This window comes from Fulvivirga ulvae (genome assembly GCF_021389975.1).
In the GTDB taxonomy this organism is placed as follows: Bacteria; Bacteroidota; Bacteroidia; order Cytophagales; family Cyclobacteriaceae; genus Fulvivirga; species Fulvivirga ulvae.
In genome coordinates, this window is record NZ_CP089981.1 from 6,945,068 (window position 1) to 6,966,607 (window position 21,540).

Here is a 21,540-nt window from a genome sequence, read left to right on the forward strand (position 1 = left end):
GAGCTTTGAATACTTTCCCTATCCGGTTTCCTTTGGGATCAGGGCATAGCTGTCCAGTTGCCGGTAAGAAACCAGGATGGTGGCCGTCTGTCCGGGTTGTAAATGAAACTGCCAGAACGAGTGCCCATCGAGTTTGAAGCCTTTCATTGGCACGGTAATGATGTTCTGGAAATGCCTGGTGCTGCGGTATTTTTCCAGTGAAAAGGTGAAAGCTTTTTCTTTTCCGGAGATTGTTTTTTCTGTGGCCGTTAACGTGGGGACGCGCTGGTGCATGTCCATGATAAACCTGACCTGCTCGATAACGGCAGGTGCGTGGCGGAAATGCCTGTTTTTTTCGGCATAATCTGCATCTATCACCACTGGTGGTTTACCTGATGAAACCGTAGCACTTCCTAACTCCTGAGAAGTAGTCAATACTGCCCCGGAGCTATCGAAAGCCAGGGCGTTGACGGCTTCTAATGCCAAGTCCTCACTAAAGGAACCATCTGCTTGCAGCGTTTTCAAAGAAGCCCCGTCAGTCAGCGATAGCTTTTCGTTTTCAGGATTGAAGGCCATAGCCAGAATATTGTTCCCGGCCTCCGTTTCCGAACGGATTTGATAAGTTGTTACATCAATGCTAACAAGGGTGGCCGAGGAACTTGAAGCTACCCAAAGGCATCCTGCATTCGCATCAAATACCAGGTGACTAGCACTATCAGGCAGGCCTTCTGTTGTAGCTATTCTGGAATGGCTTTTATTATAAATTCCAAGGCTCGTGCTTCCTGAATAAGTAACAAACACATCTCCATTGTCCGGGCTTACAGCCAGGCCAATGGGAGGCTCAGGGGATTCAAGACTCTCAACTACCTGATGTGTGTGCCCGTCCATAACCAATACTTTCCTGCTGACCAGGCAGGCGACATAAAGTTTATTATTGACCCTGTTGAATGCCAGGGCTACGGGCCGTTGTGCATCCAGAGGAATGGTAGCAGTCTGCACATTGTTGGCATTGATGACACTAACAGTATCAGAGACCGATCCTGCCACATAGACTTTCCCGAAATCAGGGCTGGCAGGGTTATCATGAATGGCCAATGCCACGGGGGAAACAACACCTGGATACGTATCCTCCAATGTAATGGTAGCCACTAGTTTTCCGATATCTGAGAGTATCGATACGCTGTCTGAGAGCTGGTTGGCAACGTAAGCCAGGCCGTTCACCGGGTTAAAGGCAACATCCTGTGGGTGAACACCGGTTATGATGGTTGCCTGAATAGGTATCCTTTCCAGAACGGGGTTATCGCCCTGTCCCCAAAGTGTAACTTCCTCAGGCTGATCTGTAACGTTTGTCAGGGTTAATTGCGTAGTGCGTATATCATCTCCCAGGTTAAAGGCATTCTTCTTGAGGGCACGGCGCTCTTGGAATGCTGACAACATATTGGCACCTGCCTGCTCTATGTGACTAAGCTTTTTTGGGGGCTGGCAATCTGCTACATCTATCACACCCTGCTTGGTTCCATACCTTTTGAGGTCGCTGACAAGCTGGTCGTTTCGTTGATCGGGTGTACAGGTTAGGTTATAGGCATCTTCCTGTCCATTTACATCTATCTGTCGCCGGGTTGGTGCCAGCCTTTCTTCGTCCTTCTTCAGTGCCAGGGAACAAACCAAGCCTGCCCCGAGAGAGGCCATCAGTATAAGTCCTTTTTTGAGGTTCCTATCCATGGGCTTCTATTTTTCGAGCATTTTGGTTGATAAAGTCTATGATGTCGCGTGTACGGGTGACATGGGCTTTCCCTACGGTTTCAGGATGCAGGCCAAACACCTTGGTAGCGGCATACACGGCTTCGATCCGGGGAAAGCCCATATCCAGGTAAATCTGGAGGGCGGCCAGGTCTGCAGGTTTTTCTTCGCGTGTAGGGATCACAAAATGTTGCCGTTCATGCAGAAGGATGAAAAACCTGATAGGAACGGTAAACTGTCTGAACAGCTTTTGGGAGACCTGAATGCGCCCCGTAGCCCGATGTGTCCTGGCAGGGGTAACCAATCGCCTGCCGGCATCGTCCAGGATCTCAGGCAGGTACTGGATCAAAAACTCGCTGTCTTTATTGTGGTGGAAACCAACGGGTGTATAACCGGCCTTCTGCGAAAACTTCTGCGCAAAGTCTATGAAGCGATGTACCTCCGGCTGCGCCCACACCTGGGCGGGTATCATCTTGTGGACATCAAAACCGGTGAGCCGGAAACTAGTGTCATCACCGGTGCGCTTGTTGTACAGTTCCACCTCCAGGGCTTTTGGGGACAGAGGCATGGGAATATCTATTTCCCTGAAAGCTTCTTTCCCGCTAAAGGCTTCCCTTTTGAAGGCCACTTTTCGCCTAAAATAATGACTGTTGGGTTTTGAAGGGTCGTAAGCCCTAATGCCCAGAACTACAGGCTTGCGGACTGTAATGCCCAGCCTGATGGTAAAACGCTTGTGATTGGCAGGTATCGGGATGATCATAAAGCAGGCTGTATGGTTTTGTTCTTTTTGATCTGGGTAAAGCCAAGGATTAAAATACCGGCTACAATGACACCTCCGACAATCAGCATGGTGTTGTCTTTCTTGGGTTCCTCGTCGTTACTATCGTCATATCCGGCACCTCCAACCGACACCTGGTAATCCGAAGGGGTTTCACTGCCTTTTTTAGTAAAAAGGCCTGCCACATTATTGATCGTGTCGCCCAGCCCCGGGGAGCTGAGTAAATCCATAAGTCCCCGTCCGGGCTTTCGCCCTTCGGCCTGGCGCTGCGCTTTCCTTTCCTGGCGGCGGGCTTTGGCTTTTTTTCCGAAGAATAAAAAGTTGTCATAGCCGTCTTCCGGATCTCGCATCATTAAAAATTCTGTTTCTCCTGTTATCATAGGTTGTCTGTTTTAAAGGGTATATAAAATCCTGAGGGTTGAACCTGCTGCCTGGTAAGGGACGGCCTGGTAGGGTTTGCCAACGAACGGATAACTTTTGGCCTCGCCCACTACAAGTGCAACACCGTTTACCTGGACTGTGCCAGTGCCGACATTCTTTACCGATGCGAAGAGAAAACCTGTTGGCAGTTCTCCATCTCCTGTCACTTCCTGTTCTATCGCTTGCGCCAGTATGCCCATATCATTGCATATTTCTCTTTCGTTTGACCATCACTACCAGGGCTATTGCCCCCACTGCAGCACCGATCAGGATATACTGATTTGTCTTTTTGCCAGCAGGCTGGCTGTCTTCCTGCTCCGGCTGGCTATCCAATTTCGCTTCCGGAGCAAGCATAGTGGCCTGCATTTCCCTGTTCCTTGGAGGTGTAGGGCGCACAAGCTCCATGGCGGGGCCGGCTTTCGATGCACTGGTGGCCGACTTGATCCCCAGCTTTACTATTTTGCCCTTTGTTTTTGACTGTGATTTTTCTTCCTTTTGCTGGCTGCGCTTCTTTTTAAGCAGCTTCTTTTTGAGCATCAGGCTGGGCGCGCCCAGGCGAACGATGCTTTTGAAAAGCCCTCGTTTTTTGATCTTCTTGCGGAACTTCTTTAGGAAATGGTCATACAAAACATCATCCCTGTAGAAGTCATCATAATCCCCGTATATGCGTGGCTCCATTACTGTCATGCTGCGGCGGTTTTAATGGCTGCTACCGGCCTGGTCTTGGCATTCATTTGTGTCCATACAAATCCCCCGATCAGCAGTACACCCACCGCAATAAATAAAGTGTTGTTTCCCATTCCTGCCTGCTGGGGCGTGCCGGCCTGGTTTGTTTGTTGGGGTTGGGAATTGGCAGACGGTGCCGATTGCTGTTGCATGGGAGGCTGGCTCGTTTGCGTGGGCATCATGGACTGTTTCATCAAAATGGTTTCCATACGCGTACGCTCGGTATCTGCCCGCCGCTCGTCATTCTTTAACCTTCGGCGCTCAAACCGTATTTCCCGCTTTTCCTTCTTTCGCTTCTTGCATTTTTTTCCACATAAGAAGTAGTCAAAATCTATATCGGATTGTCCTGTAAGTCCGTAATTTTTTTGTGATAGCATAGTTCGGTTTTAATGTTTTAAATAGTCCCTGCTGTCAGGCTATGGGACTTCATAGTCCTTAAAAAATACCAGCCGAAAAGCAGGCCTGCCGCCACAAAGCCTATCACTTTGATGGTTGCCATTTGGTTGGCATGTCTTCGGGCTTCTGCCTGCATGGCTGCAGCTTGTTGTTCCTGTTGTGCTTTGAAGGCGAACAGGGTATTCATCGTCTGCGCACCTGCCTGCTTCTTCATCATTTTCTTCTGCTGTGCATTTCCGAAAAGGTTCGCCACTGAACCAATCGCACCGGCAATGGCGCTAATCGGGTCAGTGCCCACAGTCACACCGCCACCACCCGCTGCCCCGAAACTGTCAAAGCCATCAACACCTTCAGGCACTACCTGGCGGGCTATGAGCCGGGCCAGGTCGAAAGCAAAGGCCTTATTGTTTTTGGCCATGGCTGCGATAACAGCATCGGTAAGGGTCTGGTAGGTAGAGGGTTCGCGTACCGTGAAGCCATATTTTTTTAGCAGGCCTTTCAGTTGTAAAGGCTCGTTGGCCAGCGCAATCCCCAAAAGGGAAAACACGGTCTCCGGCAGGATACCATTACTCTCCATTTTTGGTTTGACGATCTTAACCATGCTGGCCTACTTTAAGGGAGACTCCAACCAATACCCCGGCAGTAAGTGCCAGGCCGAAGATGAGCAGCAGCTCTCGGGTATTGACCCCGTCTGTTTTTCTCTCCTCTTTGTCCTGCATAGCCACGGCATCAGTGCCCTTTGATGACAGCTTGTTCCTTAGTTCTGCCCAGGCTGTTTGCAGGTCTGCGGCCAGGGATTTGTCAGCAGGGTTGGCGTTTGACTTGACTAGCAACTGCCGGTAAAGCTTTTCCAACTCATCAGTGGACATATCACGTATGCCTGCTAACGGTTCTTTTACTGCTGTGTCATAGTTACTATGGGCACACCCACAGTAGCTGTCCTCTGAGGTGCTGCCGCAATAACTGCAATAATGGTCTTCCGATGTCCCGGCAATGCCCAGGAGGAGTTTCCTGTCCGGGTGGTGACGGAGCAGTTTGCGCACTGCCGGTCTGCCGTGTTCGCGGATCAACTGCCTGACCACTCCTGCAAGGTGTTCACTGCGCCGGGGCACGGCGTAGCCATAGTCCCTGATCAGCTTGAGAACCCCTGGGGTATTGCCCCGAACAATATAGTCTATGCGCCCTGTAGGCCGGGCGGCTGTTTTCTGTTGCATGATTTTACTGGTTATAGCCATAAACTAAGCAGCCAAAGCGGTAGCTCTGGCTGCATAACTACCCGGAGGGGTTGGATTCTGAAGGTCAGCGTTTACGCTTTACCGGAGGCCTGTTTTTAAGCCTTGGTTTTGGCTTAACTCGTGCTTTGACCGGTCGTCTGCGAACCACTTTTTTGACCTTCCTCACCGGCTTCCTCACCTTACGCTTTTTGCGCATCAGGTCTATCTGCGGTAGCCCGGTAGTCCTTGGAGTACGGCTAAGCTCCGCCACATTATGCCCCTGAAGCAGGTTGCCCAGGTTCGCACGTGCCTTAATGGTAAAGGTGAATACCACTGTTACACCAGGTTTTACTAAAACGCGCATGGAATCCTGCCCGGTAACGTCCATTTCGAAGTGCGCGTCATCGATCAGGGTTTGAGCAAAGTTCTGTGGTGATGTAGCATTCCTGGGCTGGTAGACCCTGATAGTGTTGGAACCCGTAGCAGTTCTCCTGGAAATCTTCAGGATATTGTCAAACTGAAGCGGATTTGAAACACTCATCTTCATACCCGCCAGCTTGAAAGGAAAAGATTTGCTTTCTTCCCTCACTTCTTTGTGGGAGCTTTCCCCAACGGTTACTGTTAGCCCTGCAGGCTGGTCGGCTTCCTCGTTGGCACCAAAAATCACCGCTTCGGATTCCTCGCTGCCGGTATTGGTCACCACAATGGTCAGAGTCCTGTCGTTAGGGTCGATACGGCCTACCGTGACAGGGGCGGGTTCGTAGCTGTCGTAGTCATCTTCGTACCCGTCGATGTATTCTACTTCTTCTTCCTCGTAGTCATCATCATAGGCATCTTCTTCGTAGCCTTCCAGGCCACTGTCGAAGTCATCTTCATCCAGGTATTCGTCTGAATAGTAATCATCATACATGTCTTCGGCCTCATCTTCGTAGGCCGATAGTTCATCATCGTAATCTCTCATGTGTTGTTGTTGTTATTGGTCACTTTGAGTTTTAAAAAATGGAATGGGAATAGCCCTTTTACTTGGACTTGGCAGAGGCTTCCTTCTGCTCCTTCTTTTCTTTGTGTTTTTCCCAGGCAGGGGCAACGGCAAACGTGCCAAGGGCAATGCCTGCCACAAAGGCACCGGCAACCATGCCGATTGTAATCCAATCTGTGTCTTTCATTTTTCGTCTTTTAAGGGTTCGTTGTATAGGTTTTGAAACCGTAGTGACAGCTAAATTGGAAAGGGCATAGCGGTATTCCTTGGTCATTTTTTGTGCTGCGGAACATTTTCGTTTTTAAGGCACTGATAAACAATGGATTACAATTAGCTTATCGGTGGAACTAAAAATTACAGGTCTTACATCATACAATAAATAGTGAATTGACTGGAGTCTTTGTGCCACATACATATACCTTAATCTAAAGAATTTAATTACGTTTTCAATCAGACGGTAAACATGGCATCATCGTGAAGCCTTACTAGAACTAGAAATGTCTCAAGATATTTATTAGGACTTATCAAATAGAAAACTATTTATTAATTTACTGTTCTTAAATATAGCATAGTGAATTATTTTAATGAATTAGATTCTAGCATTGCACTGGATAGAGAAGGGTACCTCTTAAGTGTAACTGATACACGAGCCAAGTTTTATCATAAAGGTCTGGTAAGTTATGATGAGTTGTTGTCGGCAAAATGCATTAGTCTTGTTACTCCTCCCAAAATGGGTAAAACCCATTTTTTAAATGACTTTTATTCATTCAGCAAAGCTGAATTAACGGCTTTGCATTTATTTATAACAATTACTGACTATCAAGAATTTGCAGAAATAAAGTATGTATTAAGTAGTAGCCGAGTTTACAAAAAGTGGCTTAAGTATGGCGGTATGCTCTGTTTGTTTTTGGATTATAATACTGTTGACATTACTCGGAAAACCAAATATTTGAGTACTCTTTTAAAACAAACACTTGAAAAGGAAAAAAATAATCGTAGAAGCTTAAGTATTAGATTTACTAGCCCTCCTAGTTACTTCAGTCAATTAAAGGAAATATGGAATGAGTTATTCTCTAGTAGAGAAATAAAAACAGTTGGAACCCTTCCTCTCAATAGACAAGAGGCCAAGTTGATTTTGAAGGAACATGAGATTGATGAAAAGCTATTCCTTGATGAAGTTCAAAATAAAAGACTCCAATCCTTAGTAATTTTCCCACTAAGTTTATCGGTCTTGATAAATGAATATAAACACAGTCAGAACTTTGGAGTAAATCGCTTGCGTTTGTTTTTAAGGTGTTGTTCCTTACTTTCCAACCCATATAACAGCCCACTATCAAAATATTACAGTGAGAATTATTATCTATCCTCTCCAAGAGTAATTTCCTTAGTCTCAAGGATAGCTGCATTAATGGTATTTGGTAATAAGAAGTATATATCAGTTGACAAGGGGGCCGTTAATGCATCCTCCATTTTAGAATTGGATGCCATCGAGGAAGGGGTGGAAATTACGGATACTGGTGAATTCCAATTTGATCAGTTTGATATAGTAAAAGTAATAGCTAATTCCAGTTTTTTTTCGATAAATACGAATGGTCATTTTCACTTTATACATGAATCTCATAAGGAGTTTTTAGCGGCACATTATTTAGCACTGCATAAATTGGAAATACCTCAAATAAAATCTCTAATACAGTTAAACAACGATCCTGATAAAAAAATAATCCCGCAATTTAAAGAGGTATTCGGATGGCTGAACTCAGTTTATCCGGACCTAACCCGTGATACCATTAAGACAGATCCTCAGACAATTTTATTGTCCAATGACATGCAAGATATGGAAAACAGACTTAGAAAAGAGTTAGTTGATTCACTCCTAGAAAGTCTAGAAACCCAAGATTCTTTAGACATAGATTGGGATCTTAGAGACCAATACGCTAAGTTAAATCACCCTGAATTACCAGATCAAATTAACTGGTTTTTAAGAGGCGAATGGTCTTTAATTGTCAAAAAAGCAGCAATCGATATTGCCTCAGCCTGTAAACTAAGAGAAGTACTTTCAGTTGCATTTGTTATAGTCAAAGACAACCAAGCCAATCATTTTCTAAGGAGTAGAGCAGCAGCACTAATAGGAGAATTGGGAGAAATGAAAGAATTGCAGGGTCTTAAAAAATATACTTTCAAAATCGATTGGACCGTTGATATAGACGATGAAATTCGGGGAACATTTTTGCAAGCATTATTCCCGAAAGTTTTATCCTCAAAAGAATTGTTTAAACTTATTGAAGAGCCTAAACGGGAGAATTACTTTGGGGCATATAGAGGGTTTATTTATCAATTAGTGCCTGACATGAATTCCACCATGCTCGATGAAGCTTTAAAATGGAGTTTAAAACAAAAGTCAGAAGATTTTACAATGACAAAGTTACAAGAAGCAATTATCCAAAATGCATGGCTACATCTTAAAGAAAATGAATTTAACATTGATCTATTAGCTGAAAACATAATTGTTAGACTAACTAATTATGAAAACATTTTTCCGATCACGGATATTTTTGGTGGCACCAAAGATATAATTACACCAAATGCTGCGGATAGAAGAAAAGTGGCTCAAATAGTTATTAATAAATTGAATAAATATACACCATTCCTTTTTCAGCCGATCAGTTATAGCTCATTACTTGATTCCAGAGATTTGGAATGGGTTATCGATCGATTCAAAAATGATGATATTGCTAATAAAGAAAAATGGCTAGAGATAATTTCTAATATCTTTAACCCAAAAGAAAAGAATCATATCGAGAAACTATTTGCCTTGATCCAAAATGAGAATCAAGCCAAAAAGAAGCTAGAACATTTCTTTAAGGAAATCAGAATTGATTCTGAAGAAGCAGAAGATTTAAAAAAACGATACAAATTAATTCACGGCAGACTTGAAAGCCAACGGAAACATGAAGAATACACTTTACAGCCCTCAGTTACCGAGCGGATATTGAATACTTTGGCTAGATATACTTCTGGGGATGAGGACGCTTGGTGGTACTTATGTAGAGAGTTAACCCTTAAAGATGATAGCAGATTTTACGGTAATGAGCTTTCTTCAGATATAACTAAGTTAAATGGCTGGATAATATGTGATGAACATACTAGAAAAAACATACTAGAAGCAGCAAAGAGCTATATTAAAAATAACGATTGCAAAAAAGACGATTGGCTAGGAACTAATATATTTAATAGACCTGCAGCAAGTGGGTATAAAGCCTTGATTTTAATTAAGAAATGCGAGCCGCAGTTTTTAGAAAAATTGACTGATCAGGATTGGCAAAATTGGGCACACATACTTCTTTCTTACCCTGAGTCAATTGGCCTTAGCGGAACAGATACATCATACTTAGATTTAATAAAAAAAGCCTATGAACATGCTCCCTTACATATTACTGAGGCAGTAATGAAAGAAATAGAAAAAGAAGATGAAAAGGAAGATGGTTATTTTTTATTTCTCACCAAAATTGAGGGCTTTGCTGATGAAAAGTTATTAGAAGTAATCCTAGACTTTGTCAATGCTAATGAAATCAAGGCTAATTCAATGCGAAGGCTTCTTTCTTTCCTTATGAACCAAGGATATTCACGGGCCAAAAATAAAGCGACTGATGTAGTTTTGAATGGAGAAAAAAAATATCAAAAAGCAGCGGCCTTATCTCTCATTGAAGGGGCTGAAGATGGTGGCTGGTCAACTATATGGAATCTGATTAATCAAGATACAGTGCTGGGTAAAGAGATAATGCTTGACGCTGCTAAAGATATATTTGGGTATAAATCAAATTTCTCAGATAAGTTATCGGAAAATGAAATTAGAGAATTATTTCTATGGCTAACACGTGCGTTTCCAAAGGAAGATGACCCTCAGTTTGAAGGGGCTCATATGGTAACAAGTCGAGAAGAGATAAGCCACTTTAGAGATAACCTTATAATAAAATTACAGGATAGAGGAACAAGTAAGTCTATTGAGATGCTTGAAGATTTAGAAAAGGTGTCTGGATATGACTTAAAGTATTATATAATTAAAGCCAAGGAATCTTATCGAATTAATAACTGGGTACCTATTGAACCTAAAGACTTATTAAGAATGACCAACAATTCCTTGTCCCGTTTAATACTTAATAATGAAGATCTATTAAGTGCTGTACTTGAATCACTAGAGCGCTTAGAAAAAAAGCTACATGGGGAAACTCCTTTATCATTTCTTTTATGGAATTCATTAGGAGGGGATATTTATAAACCAAAAGAAGAGAACGACTTGAGTGATTACATTAAATCACATTTGGTAGATGATTTAAGCAAAACTAATTTATTGATTTTGCGGGAAGTAGAGATAAGAAGAGGTACAGGAAAAAGGGGACAACCCGGAGAGAGAACAGATATTTATGTTTCAGGAAAAGTTCCAAACACATCAAATTTTGTGAAATTAATAATTGAAGTTAAAGGCTGTTGGCATAACGAAATAAATAAAGCCATGGAAACTCAATTATTGAAAAGATATATGAATGAAAATGATTGTGACTATGGACTGTACCTCATAGGTTGGTTTCATTGTAGTCAATGGCCAAACAAAGACGATACCCGTAAAAATAGAATCGGAGTTACTGACCTAAAAAGGGCTCAGTCCAAATTTGATGATCAGGCTAGTCAATTATCTGATCAGGACAAACGTGTACGAGCGTGTGTATTAAATTGTACGTTGCGTTAATTTTTGTCACGGTTATTTTGCGAGCATTTCAACTTCTTAAATTAATAACAGAAACTTCATGAACTGGGTTCGATAGAATTAAAAATGTAGTTGTATGGAGAGCTTGAAAATGCAATGAATCAGTAAGCAGTTAAAAAGACAATTCTAATTATCCATAAATGAGTACCAGTTTTAGACATAGCGCAGGTTTTGGTAAGCGCATGGAGTATTATATTATCAGTAAAATGCTGGAGCAGGGATTAGACGTTTATATTCCTTTGATTGATGACTTCGCTATAGATGCTGTAATTCGGAGGGAAGATGGTACTTTTATAGAAGTGCAGATTAAAGCCAGGTCCAAAAATGTTCAATTTGGCGATGCTGCGCTCTTCGCTGCAATAACACATGAAGTTAGAGAAAACTACTATTTCATTTTTTATTCTCATCGTTTAGATAAAATGTGGATTATGTCATCAGTAGAGTTCATCACTGAGGCAACCCAGAATAAAAATGGCAAAAACAAAGGCAAACGCTCGATATGGTTTAACGGGAAAAATACCAAGGAGGAGTCGGAACATCCTCTTAAGCGATATGACAAGTACCTTCATGCAAACTTTGATATATTCAAAGTAAGAGCATGAGAATTAAGCTGAAGTATGCACACTGTATCCACTATATTTATTAGATGAAAGAGGATATTTATATACGACTGTTAAAGGAAGCTAAGTCAGACCTGGACAATAATGTTACAATGACCAGAGATGAATTTAGAAGAAAACTCGAAGATAAAAATATTCGAGTTCCAGAATATGATACCTATTGTTCGATTTATAGGAATACTTCAACAAACAGCATACCGTGTTTTATGAATATAGAAGCCTATTTTAAGTTGCTCGAATATGAAGAGTTACAAGAAGCTCGAAAATCTTCCCGGCAAGCTAAAGTCATTGCAATTTTCAGTATTCTTTTAACAGCAATAGCCATTTTGGTGCAAATATTCTTGAACTAGGGTTTATGTTAATAGGTCACTCATCCTTAAATTTCCGATAAAATACCCAACCTTGGGTATTGACACTAATATCTTCTCAAGCTAAGTTCGTAAAACTTTTCTTTACTGAATAAGTGCAAAAAGCGAATAGCTACCTTAAAATGGCTTCACAATGACTGATGAACAGGCAATAGACCTATACGAATTTATACAAACCAAGTTGAAAAACGCTGACCTTCAATACCTCCATGGATTTGCTTATGACATAAGCAATGCCAAAGAGCAAACTACAAAGGAATCATTTCTATTGCGGTATATAGAAGAAATTATTGGTCAAATGAGGATGTTTCAGACGGAAAATTTCAATGGAATAATCAGTAGACTAAACCAATCAATTCAGGGTAGCCCCATAAGAAGCCTAAAAGTTGATTTAAATCATAATGAGCAATTAATGTCGAATTCCGAAAGTATTGACCTAACTGAAAGCATCAATTTAGATGATCTTACAAGTACATTTAAGAAAATACACCAGGAAATAATAAATGATAGGAATAGAGGAAGAAATTTTAGGATATGACGCAATCTGAATTAAGCGACATTAAGGAGAGACTAGAAGATTCTTTCAAAAAGTTTTCTAGTACCGGGAGTCATAAAATTGTTCCTCCATCTCTAACCTTGGGAAAAATCTATGAAGCTTTCGTTCTATCCTTGATTATACAAGAGTTGGTAGAAAAAGAAAACTTGTATATAACTTTGGAAAATGATAAAAATTTAACACTTCAAAGTGGTCCTGGAAAAATTGATAGAACCAAGCCGCACTTCTCCGTGTATCGAACGCATTCAGATTATTGCAGGAATCGTAAAATGGGTGAACTATGGACGGATGTTGAATTCCTTGCATTAAGTTATAAAGCTACTAAAGCTAGTACACCCACCAATGGGGAGTTTCATGAATTGGATATAGTTTTCACAAAGCCTGATGTATCAGGCCGACCGAAACATTCAGATATAATACTTGGGGTAGAATGTAAAGCTACCGCATATGGAAAGAACCTTTTGAGGGAAATTTTAGGGATAAGACGTGAACTAAGTTACTTAAAAAAGCGGCAAAAGACACACTTCAACACATGGCCAGCACTACATGTGAACGCTAACCCTCCGTCTTGTTTGCTTGTATATGGAACAGACCCTAGACTAAAGAACTACTCAAAACCAGGCAAGTTGTTTTCTATTGGATTTCACTACAAAAAAATATCTTAAACCTGACAAAATGATTTCACCTTCATAATAAATCTATCAGCATCACTACCTAAAATTCCTCCCCTCCGGAAAAATCTTAATCTGATTACCCTTTGTTTGCTCCTTCTTTTCATTCGATACTGCAGAAGATGATTTCTCCCTTTGAGGAGTATTAAGTTGCTGAAGCAAAACGGAAAGGTTATAACAACGGCTGGCAATAACATGAATAACTTCTCCTTCACGTTGCAATTTGCCTTCAACCATCAATAGTCTGGATTGAATGATCTCTTTCCTATACTGGTCGAAAAGGTTTTTAAATACTACAAGGTTTGCCGGTCCGGTTTCGTCCTCTATGGTGATAAAGCAGATTCCCGAGGCCGTTCCTGGTCTTTGCCGTACCAGCACCAGTCCTGCTACTTTTACACGGTCTCCATTTTTTGCCTTGGAAAGCGCAGCATTTGAAACAACCCTCAGGCTGTCCAACTGAGGCCGGACAAAACTCACGGGATGTGCTTTCAGGGATAATGAAGTCGAGGCGTAGTCTTGAACTACATGTTCGGAAAGGCTCATTTCAGGCAATACAATGTTTTCACTATCAGTATGCAGGTTTGGAGAATTGGAAAAGAGGGACTTTGCCTGATAATCTTTTGTTGATACTTCCCAGAGTGCTTGCCTTCTGGTCAACCCAATGGAGCGAAATGCGTCTGCATCTGCAAGTTTCTCCAGGGCAGCTTCAGGTATGCCGGCCTCACGCAGTTCGTGTATCGAAGAATAGGACTTTTGCCTTCTGGTTAGCAGCTCAACATCGTCCTTGCGAACGCCTCTTACCTGCCGGAGTCCTAGCCGTACAACAAAGTACTTACCTGCTTTCTCTTCCAGGGTATTGTCCCACCCGGAATGGTTAATATCAACGGGACGAACTTCAACACCATGTTTTTGGGCATCAATAATAATCTGTGCCGGTTGATAAAACCCCATGGGCTGACTATTAAGCAAGGCACAGGCAAATATATCAGGGTAGTAACATTTGATCCAGCAAGAAACATAAACCAGCAGTGCAAAGCTGGCAGCATGACTCTCAGGAAAGCCGTAAGAGCCGAACCCCTCTAGTTGCCGGAACACACGTTGTGCATATTCCTTCTTATAGCCATTTTGGATCATCCCGTTGATCAGTTTTTGCTCAAAGTAAGATACCTTTCCTTTTGCTTTGAACGTTGCCATGCTCCTGCGTAAGGCATCAGCTTCTGCAGGAGTAAAACCTGCGGCCACTATTGCGATCTTCATTGCCTGTTCCTGGAAAAGAGGTACTCCCAAAGTACGGCCTAATATTTCCTTTAGATCCTCTGACGGGTACTCTACCGGCTCCTGGCCGTTGCGCCTGCGTAAATAGGGATGCACCATGTCGCCTTGTATCGGGCCAGGACGCACGATGGCAACCTGAATAACCAGGTCGTAAAAACATTTAGGCCGAAGCCTGGGGAGCATCGACATCTGCGCACGGCTTTCAATCTGGAAAACACCAATTGTATCGGCATGCGAAACCATTTCATAAACTACAGGGTCATCTTGCGGGATATTGGCCAAGGTCAGGTCGAGGTTGTAATGCAGCTTTGCAAGGTCAAAGGCCTTTCGAATACAGGTTAGCATGCCTAATGCTAATACATCTATTTTCATAAAGGCCAAGGCATCTATATCATCCTTGTTCCATTCTATATTGGTGCGGTCTTGCATGCGGGCATTGAGTATTGGACATAAATCCGAAAGCTTTCCATCAGTAATTACAAAACCACCCGTGTGTTGTCCTAGCTGGCGCGGGAAACCCATGAATTCTTCGGTTAGTTCCAGCACCTTCCTGATGGTAGGATCGTCAGGGTTGATCCCCTGGCTGATAATTTGTTTTTTATCAAACCCTTCATCTTTGAAATCCCAAATCAGGCCGGAAAGCCGGGTGATTACATCCACCGAAAGCCCCATAGCTTTGCCAACATCCCTGATGGCCCCTTTATGATGCTGTTGCGTTACGGTGGCTACAATCGCCGCACGATCCCGGCCATATTTATGATAGATGTATTGCATGACTTCTTCACGCCTTTCATGCTCAAAGTCCACATCTATATCCGGGGGTTCGTTACGTGCCGAAGAGATAAAGCGCTCAAATAGCAAATCAAATTTGCTTGGGTCTACGGATGTAATGCCCAGACAATAGCAAACAGTGGAATTAGCAGCAGATCCACGTCCCTGGCAAAGTATTTTCTGTTCCCGGGCATATCTGACAATGTCATAGACGGTAAGAAAGTACTCCGCATAATTCATCTGATCAATAAAGCGAAGTTCGTATTCAATGTTCGCTTTGACTTTATCCGGAATATTCCCATCATACATTCGATTGGCACCTTCCCAGGATAATTTTGCCAGCTCTTCCTGTGGGGTTCTTCCGTCAGCAGTAATTTCTTTTGGATAGTTATACTTCAACTGATCAAGGGAGAAGTTACAGGCTTCGGTTATGACTTGTGTTTGTGTAATAGCATCAGGATATTGCCTAAACAGGCGAAGCATTTCATCTACCGGCTTCAAGTAGCGCTCGGCATTCGGGTATAGACGAAAACCGGCATTATGAATTGTGCATTTCTCACGTACACAGGTCACCACATCCTGTAATTCACGCCGTTTGAGGTGATGGTAATACACATCATTCGTGGCAACCATAGCTACTTTCAGTGCTTTTGAAAGTTCAGCAAGCCGGAACAATCGCTTTATATCATCGCCATTGTAAGCACGGGATGCGGCAATGAAAAGGTTTTCTCCAAATGCTTCGCGATATTCTTTCAGGTCTTCCTTGAATGAAGGCTCAAATTCAAAAGCCTGGTTTAGAGTAGCCGGAGGTATTACTACAAACCTGGTGCCTTTTGCATGATGAAAAACATCTTCTTTATACAAATCACACAGTCCTTTTTCTGTTCGAAGGTTACCTACGGTAAGCAAATTGGAAATACGTGAGTAGGCATTAACGTCTGTGGGAAAAGCAAGCAGGCTTGGGCCGTTCAGTAAGTCTAACCGGCAGGCTGGTATAAACCGAATTCCCGCTTTTTTTGTCGCAGCATGTGCACGGACAATCCCTGCAAATGTATTGCGGTCAGTAATGGCAATAGCCTTATAGCCCAACTTTGCTGCCTGCTCGACCAATTCTTCAGGATGTGATGCGCCACGAAGAAAGCTGAAATTGCTTGTTACCTGTAACTCTGTATATCCCATACCTCATCTCCTCTAAGCAAAAAAGCCATGAACAAACCACTGAAAATTTGCATCATCATAGTGCCCCAGGCGGAACAACCAATACCGGTGTCCGGTCTCGTCTTCAACCTGGTAATAATCCCGATGCTGTCCCTGCTGGATCCACCACTCTTGTTCAATCCTTTCCGGTCCGTCTGCCTTCACGATCTCATGTAATTTCCCTTTGTAACGAAACAGCATAGGCGGGTAATCCGGAATAGGAGCTGTCACCTCTATAGGCTCGGGAGTTGCCAATATGTGCAAGGGACGCTGCTTATCTGTACACCAAATGGTTCCGGGCTTTTCGTTGAGTGATGAAGCCGGCCTGAATGAGCGTTCAGGCCAATAGTGTTCGTCCGGTAAATACCGGTGGATGTTTTTACCAGAAAATTTACTCGCCAGCCTGTCTATCAGCTCGCTTAACCGTTCATCTTCAAATGTACCGGAACCTTCCCACACCTTGCTTTGCGCTGGAATATGCTCTTCAACCCTGGGGGCATCCAGCGTGAATAGTTCTATTCCCAAACCCGGCGCAATACCTGATATTTTAGCCTGGAACAATTTGAAGAGATGCCCAACATGGTTGGACGGTCTGGTGGTCCGGATCTCCACTTGTTCCACTTTGGAGTCGACACGATATGCCTTGACTATGCCTTTCCGAAGGCCTTTCTGCTCCCTCTGCATACGGCTGCACAAGGCTTCCAGCAATTGTTGTAAGGCTATTTCAATACCAGTAGCCGTAACAATGGGTTCAAGACAAGGCAACCGTTCCTGATATGGTTCGGCGGGTTGAACTGTTTGGAGCATTTCCATTTCATGCCCCAAAGCCTGTTGAAGCCGCATAACAAAATGCTGGCCAAACCGTCTTCTCAACGATGATGAGGACATTTTTATAAATTGACCAATGGTGTGCAAGCCGAGTTTATGCAGCCGTTCGACAACTTCTTCTTCAAGCCTGAGCGCCTCGGGGGGCAGCTTTACGAGAGCTTGAATGTCCTCGCTTGTTGGCACAATTAAAGACCCTTTTCCAAAACGTGCCATGCCCCAGACAACACCGATAGTATCAGCCATAGCTACGCTTACATTGTAGCCTCTTGCACTTAACTGGCTAATAATATCGGATAGGTATGCCTGCTCTCCACCCCATAAGTGGGTACAGCCACTAACATCCATAAGTATTCCATCTGGTAAATCTATGGCTACTGAGGGGGTAAAACGGATGCACCATTCAGCCAGGCGGTGGAGCAATTTGCCAGCAAGCTCAGGTTTATCGTCGGCAACCTCCAGATCAGGGACTACTGCCCGGGCATCTGCAAGAGCTGTTCCTATACCTAGTCCTTTTCCGGAGGCAACTTCATTTAAAGCACTTATAACCATCCTTCCATGTGAAGGTGTGCGCAGAACAAAAGGCACATCCTTTAATTCTGGCTGGGCCAGTGCAAACCAATCGGTTCTTAAATGCTTGAACCAAATCGAAACATATCGCTTATCCATTTCATTACCCTACTTTCCTTTTCTGTTCCTGAATGCTTGGTGCTGGTTGGGATGCGTGCATGAATTTGCCGTGCATCCATTTGATTTCCCAAGCCCCGGGTTTTCCACCTCGTACACGTAATAATTCTACTTTCCACCTGGGAAAGCCTATCCCTGGCAATGTACCTACACGCTCACTTTCCATTGATGCTATTTTCCAACGTGACACACATGCGGTGGCATTGAGACTGTGGTCATTACGCAGTACAAAACCAGTAACCTGGCTTTGCTCAACGGCCAACTGCAAGCGCCTGGACGATGTAAAATCCAGGGATTGCATTTCAGCGATCACGGCAGACAAGGCACTGCATTTCAGTGCTTCTTCCATGGCAGACTTTACATCCTTTTCATTTTTTAGGTCTATAAAAATGACCCTGTCCGGTTCGATACCATAATGTTTTAATCCCGGAGGGAAAACTTTGGTTGATGAACTGATCCAAAGAGCCGCTCCACAAGTTCCCATTAAAGATGCTACTAACCCGGCCACAAAAGCAGTTGTAGCAGCATCATCATTGCTACGGGCTGGCATAAATTCATGAACTGCACCAACAGGAAATGAACCGCTGGGAAATGCCTCACTAACCGGGCCTAAAGCCGTATCGCGGCTGACACTTGAAGCTGGCTTGAAGCCTTCCATACGGCTGATTTCCGCCTGTAGCTGAGCGACAATATCTGATTTTTGGGGCATGGGGAACTCCTTTTCAAAGCTTTGTGATTATAACACAAAACCAATTACTAATGTTTTTAGCAAAAACAAATGTAATAAAACTAAAAATATTAGTAAAGGAAAAGGATGTTAATTTGTTTGATGTCCATAGGTTCAAGGATAATGGGCATATAGATTTTATTTGCGATATAGCCCGTTAAGCTTGATTTTTCAAAGTGGCACTAATTGAACCGAAATCTCTGGCACTATTCGAACCGAATTAGCCACCTTACAGGCCACACGAATGCTTAGTTATTGTGGTGCGTTATAATCTTCTTCATTCATTAGGTTATTAAATTTTCTAAATCTCATTTCATCAAATTCTTTACCTAAAAATTCATTAAAGTTAACCTTCGTGTTGAGTAGCTGCCATTTTTCTTCTATTGGGAAATGATCAATTAATAAAAAATCTGGTGAGCTAAGAAAATATCTCATATCAATACTTTGTTTGAAGTCATTGGAACCAAATGAGAAACCCCCACTTCCCCAGGTTGAATCAATTAATTCCCATTGATTATTTAATTTAATTGCATTCCAAGCGTGATTTGAAGAAATAGAATCTGGTGTTGGTAAAAGATAATCTTGCGCATATCCTATAACTACTTCACATTCTATCTCTGAAATTGAAGCTAAAGAACAAAACAAGTTTGCATAACCAGTACAAATGGTTTTTTTATTCTTAAAAACATATTCCGGTTCAACTACTTCAAAGGTTGGGGCGAATTGCATTTGATAGTCATATTCTATATTTTGAGCAATCCAATAGTAAATAGTTTCAGCTCGCTCTTTTTTAGTTCTGCTAACCTTGGATAGATATTTTCCTAATTGTTCTAGGGATGAATTTTTAGGTGCTTTTTTTGCGTAATTAAATAAGGAGAGGTTCACTATTGCATCCTGTTGTCCATAGGATTTAATAGTTAAACTTAGAAATATTACAATAAATATCGTTCTTAATTTAAGCAAAATCGTGCTCGTTTTCATTTTCACAATTGCCACCATTTACGATCCGAATTCTCTTTCTTTGATTTGTTGTTTATCCATTTCGAGTATTCTCTTTCTAGATGAAGCTTAAGATCATTACCAGAGTAGCTGTTCGTTAATAGGGGAGCGTCCATGATACTTAAGATCATATGTTTAATTGAGAAGTTTTTTAACGTCCATTCAGAGGCTATAACTTCCTCAAGTGTTAAGTTTTCTAGTTTGTCTTTAACTCTCTTCAGTAATTCTATATTTGTATTGAGCCAATGTTCATATAAATCCAGAATTCCTTTGTCTTTAATTCTTTCGAAACGTCCATCGCAGTCATAAAAAATAAGAGTTCCTGTTTCTTCACCTGTCACAACGATAGATTGTTCCATCCCACATCCATAATCGAATAGTTTTATGTAACCTGAGACTTCTTCAATGTCAATCATGTCCAGATCAATTTGATTTGGATCATCACAGTTTCTTAAGAGATGTTCCGTTCCTTTATATGGAGGAGAAATATTGTTTAGAGACAAGCACTCAAGACCGTAACCGTTTCCTGCACCGCCATTTCCTAGTTCGGTAAGTACTATTTTGTATTCGTCCGATAGGGTAATGCCGTTCTGTTTTTCAATTCGTTCAATTTCTTTAGCTGAAAGAGGTTTGCCAAGTTGATATTTATGTTTGTTCGAACCAAACACAGAATACCTTTTATCAAGGTCTTTTAATTCTTCAAGCTTGTTCTTTATCTCCGTAATTCTGGTCATTTAAAAATTATTGAGCACAACAGTTAGTGTAAAATGCATTTTTACATAGCCCCGTACGTACGGTGGTGTGAGAGGCGCACCGTGGGCTTATGGCTCACGGCCGTCTACTCGATTGTGTGTAGCTATTTTTTCTTCAGTTTTATATGTCCTGTTTGTATCAGTCTTTGGCCAATACTCTCGATAATTTCACCATCCAATTTAACTTCAAATTCAATTTTTTCTCCAGCCGTAATGGAAGCAGCGGAACCAAAAGGTATTGTAAAGGAGACCCATTCACCTGTTATTCTATTTTTTCGATTCACGGTAATTTCAACGTAGTCAGTCCCCTTGTTTGAATTAAATAGCTCTTTGTCGACAGGCACTTTTAAAAGTGAAATGGGTTGGCCTTGGCTATCATACCCTTGAAGTTGTTTTCTGTTCTTCTTATTGGAGTATTCGACTTGAATTTTGTCCAGCGTCCTTGCAATTTGTGAGTCCAGTTTAATGTATAAAGTGTCTTTGTTATAAGATTTCATATAGTACTGTCCGATTGCCAAAGTAGCTTTTACTTTAAAAGTCGAATCTGTTAATTTTTCGATTTCACCTACATACTCCGCATAAATTCCATTTTTGTCGCGGTCGTATGTAAAAACCACGCTGCTATCAGGCTTGATTTGAAGTAAACAGTGATAACTTTTATTCTCATCTGTCGAATAGCCTTCAAAGGTTTGTCCGAAAGAAAGCACTGAGCTAAGAAGCAGTAAAAAAGTTAAGGTCAAATTCATTCGTTTCTTTTAGTTACACACAACGTTTACTGTATGTTTTCGTGGCTGACTTCAAGGTAGTGAAATTTCGGTTTACCACGGAGTCAATCTGCAAGATTGACTTGCTAAATTTGTCCTCCGAAGCTAGTCAATCTTGCAGATTGACGGGATTTCTACGAAGAACCAAAGCCTCGAAAACCACTAACCAGCCATGAAATATACAGAGTGTGTGTGCCTTGAATGGTGAATATAGCTCAAGAAGATGAGTGTTCCAAGGGGTGAGAGTCCCGTAAGCGCTGGGGTCGTGCCCGGAAGCTAAGCAAGTGGCAAGGTGGTTTACCGTGAGGTATGCACTGAAGTAAGCCAGACTGCG

At 42.4% G+C, this 21,540-nt stretch carries 21 protein-coding genes; 5 read left to right on the plus strand and 16 right to left on the minus strand.

Annotated features, from left to right (window positions below; translation table 11 throughout):
* Positions 1–18: 18 nt before the first annotated feature.
* The 10 genes from LVD17_RS28240 to LVD17_RS28285 all read right to left on the minus strand — a co-directional run bounded on the left by LVD17_RS28240 (position 19) and on the right by LVD17_RS28285 (position 6,419).
* Positions 19–1,701: a YncE family protein gene (locus LVD17_RS28240; protein ID WP_233763759.1), complete on the minus strand. Its 1,683-nt coding sequence runs from the start codon at positions 1,699–1,701 to the stop codon at positions 19–21.
* The gene (locus LVD17_RS28245) at positions 1,694–2,479 is read right to left on the minus strand and encodes a hypothetical protein (protein WP_233763760.1); all 786 of its coding nucleotides are present in this window, start codon (positions 2,477–2,479) and stop codon (positions 1,694–1,696) included. The genes LVD17_RS28240 and LVD17_RS28245 overlap by 8 nt, the downstream gene beginning before the upstream one ends.
* Positions 2,476–2,877 carry a hypothetical protein gene (locus LVD17_RS28250; RefSeq protein WP_233763761.1) on the minus strand — a complete coding sequence of 134 codons (402 nt, stop codon included), beginning with the start codon at positions 2,875–2,877 and terminating at the stop codon, positions 2,476–2,478. The genes LVD17_RS28245 and LVD17_RS28250 overlap by 4 nt, the downstream gene beginning before the upstream one ends.
* A gap of 12 nt (positions 2,878–2,889) precedes the next feature.
* Positions 2,890–3,117: a hypothetical protein gene (locus LVD17_RS28255; protein WP_233763762.1), complete on the minus strand. Its 228-nt coding sequence runs from the start codon at positions 3,115–3,117 to the stop codon at positions 2,890–2,892.
* Position 3,118: 1 nt separating this feature from the next.
* Positions 3,119–3,604, minus strand: a complete 486-nt coding sequence (locus tag LVD17_RS28260) for a hypothetical protein (protein ID WP_233763764.1) — start codon at positions 3,602–3,604, stop codon at positions 3,119–3,121.
* Positions 3,601–4,020 carry a hypothetical protein gene (locus LVD17_RS28265; protein WP_233763766.1) on the minus strand — a complete coding sequence of 140 codons (420 nt, stop codon included), beginning with the start codon at positions 4,018–4,020 and terminating at the stop codon, positions 3,601–3,603. Before LVD17_RS28265 ends, LVD17_RS28260 begins: the two co-directional genes overlap by 4 nt.
* A 17-nt stretch (positions 4,021–4,037) precedes the next feature.
* Entirely contained in the window at positions 4,038–4,640 is a 603-nt protein-coding gene (locus LVD17_RS28270) for a hypothetical protein (protein WP_233763768.1), read from the minus strand.
* On the minus strand, positions 4,633–5,253 hold the full coding sequence (locus LVD17_RS28275; RefSeq protein ID WP_233763770.1) for a hypothetical protein: 621 nt from the start codon (positions 5,251–5,253) through the stop codon (positions 4,633–4,635). Before LVD17_RS28275 ends, LVD17_RS28270 begins: the two co-directional genes overlap by 8 nt.
* An 85-nt stretch (positions 5,254–5,338) precedes the next feature.
* Positions 5,339–6,214, minus strand: coding sequence for a hypothetical protein (locus tag LVD17_RS28280; protein WP_233763772.1), 876 nt, complete (start codon positions 6,212–6,214; stop codon positions 5,339–5,341).
* 58 nt (positions 6,215–6,272) lie between these two features.
* Entirely contained in the window at positions 6,273–6,419 is a 147-nt protein-coding gene (locus LVD17_RS28285) for a hypothetical protein (RefSeq protein WP_233763774.1), read from the minus strand.
* A 384-nt stretch (positions 6,420–6,803) separates the two neighbouring features.
* On the opposite strand from LVD17_RS28285, the gene LVD17_RS28290 reads away from it, so the two are divergent.
* From LVD17_RS28290 to LVD17_RS28310, 5 genes are all read left to right on the plus strand, one after another.
* Positions 6,804–10,976: an NACHT domain-containing protein gene (locus LVD17_RS28290; RefSeq protein WP_233763775.1), complete on the plus strand. Its 4,173-nt coding sequence runs from the start codon at positions 6,804–6,806 to the stop codon at positions 10,974–10,976.
* A gap of 158 nt (positions 10,977–11,134) precedes the next feature.
* A complete protein-coding gene (locus tag LVD17_RS28295; protein ID WP_233763778.1) occupies positions 11,135–11,596 on the plus strand; it encodes a group I intron-associated PD-(D/E)XK endonuclease in 462 nt (153 codons plus the stop codon).
* A gap of 44 nt (positions 11,597–11,640) precedes the next feature.
* Positions 11,641–11,964, plus strand: a complete 324-nt coding sequence (locus LVD17_RS28300; RefSeq protein WP_233763779.1) for a hypothetical protein — start codon at positions 11,641–11,643, stop codon at positions 11,962–11,964.
* A gap of 151 nt (positions 11,965–12,115) precedes the next feature.
* Positions 12,116–12,520, plus strand: coding sequence for a hypothetical protein (locus tag LVD17_RS28305; protein ID WP_233763781.1), 405 nt, complete (start codon positions 12,116–12,118; stop codon positions 12,518–12,520).
* On the plus strand, positions 12,517–13,203 hold the full coding sequence (locus LVD17_RS28310; protein ID WP_233763783.1) for a hypothetical protein: 687 nt from the start codon (positions 12,517–12,519) through the stop codon (positions 13,201–13,203). The genes LVD17_RS28305 and LVD17_RS28310 overlap by 4 nt, the downstream gene beginning before the upstream one ends.
* A 45-nt stretch (positions 13,204–13,248) precedes the next feature.
* Here the strand turns inward: LVD17_RS28310 and LVD17_RS28315 are convergent, their stop codons facing one another.
* The 6 genes from LVD17_RS28315 to LVD17_RS28340 form a co-directional block, all read right to left on the minus strand.
* Positions 13,249–16,434 (minus strand): error-prone DNA polymerase, encoded by a 3,186-nt coding sequence (locus LVD17_RS28315; RefSeq protein ID WP_233763784.1) that lies wholly within the window; start codon positions 16,432–16,434, stop codon positions 13,249–13,251.
* Between the two features lie 12 nt (positions 16,435–16,446).
* Positions 16,447–17,946, minus strand: a complete 1,500-nt coding sequence (locus LVD17_RS28320; RefSeq protein ID WP_233763785.1) for a Y-family DNA polymerase — start codon at positions 17,944–17,946, stop codon at positions 16,447–16,449.
* 4 nt (positions 17,947–17,950) lie between these two features.
* The gene (locus tag LVD17_RS28325; protein ID WP_233763787.1) at positions 17,951–18,673 is read right to left on the minus strand and encodes an ImuA family protein; all 723 of its coding nucleotides are present in this window, start codon (positions 18,671–18,673) and stop codon (positions 17,951–17,953) included.
* Positions 18,674–18,943: 270 nt separating this feature from the next.
* Positions 18,944–19,654 carry a transglutaminase domain-containing protein gene (locus LVD17_RS28330; protein WP_233763788.1) on the minus strand — a complete coding sequence of 237 codons (711 nt, stop codon included), beginning with the start codon at positions 19,652–19,654 and terminating at the stop codon, positions 18,944–18,946.
* Positions 19,655–19,674: 20 nt separating this feature from the next.
* A complete protein-coding gene (locus tag LVD17_RS28335; RefSeq protein ID WP_233763789.1) occupies positions 19,675–20,424 on the minus strand; it encodes an SMI1/KNR4 family protein in 750 nt (249 codons plus the stop codon).
* A gap of 122 nt (positions 20,425–20,546) precedes the next feature.
* On the minus strand, positions 20,547–21,188 hold the full coding sequence (locus LVD17_RS28340) for a hypothetical protein (protein WP_233763790.1): 642 nt from the start codon (positions 21,186–21,188) through the stop codon (positions 20,547–20,549).
* Positions 21,189–21,540 lie beyond the last annotated feature (352 nt).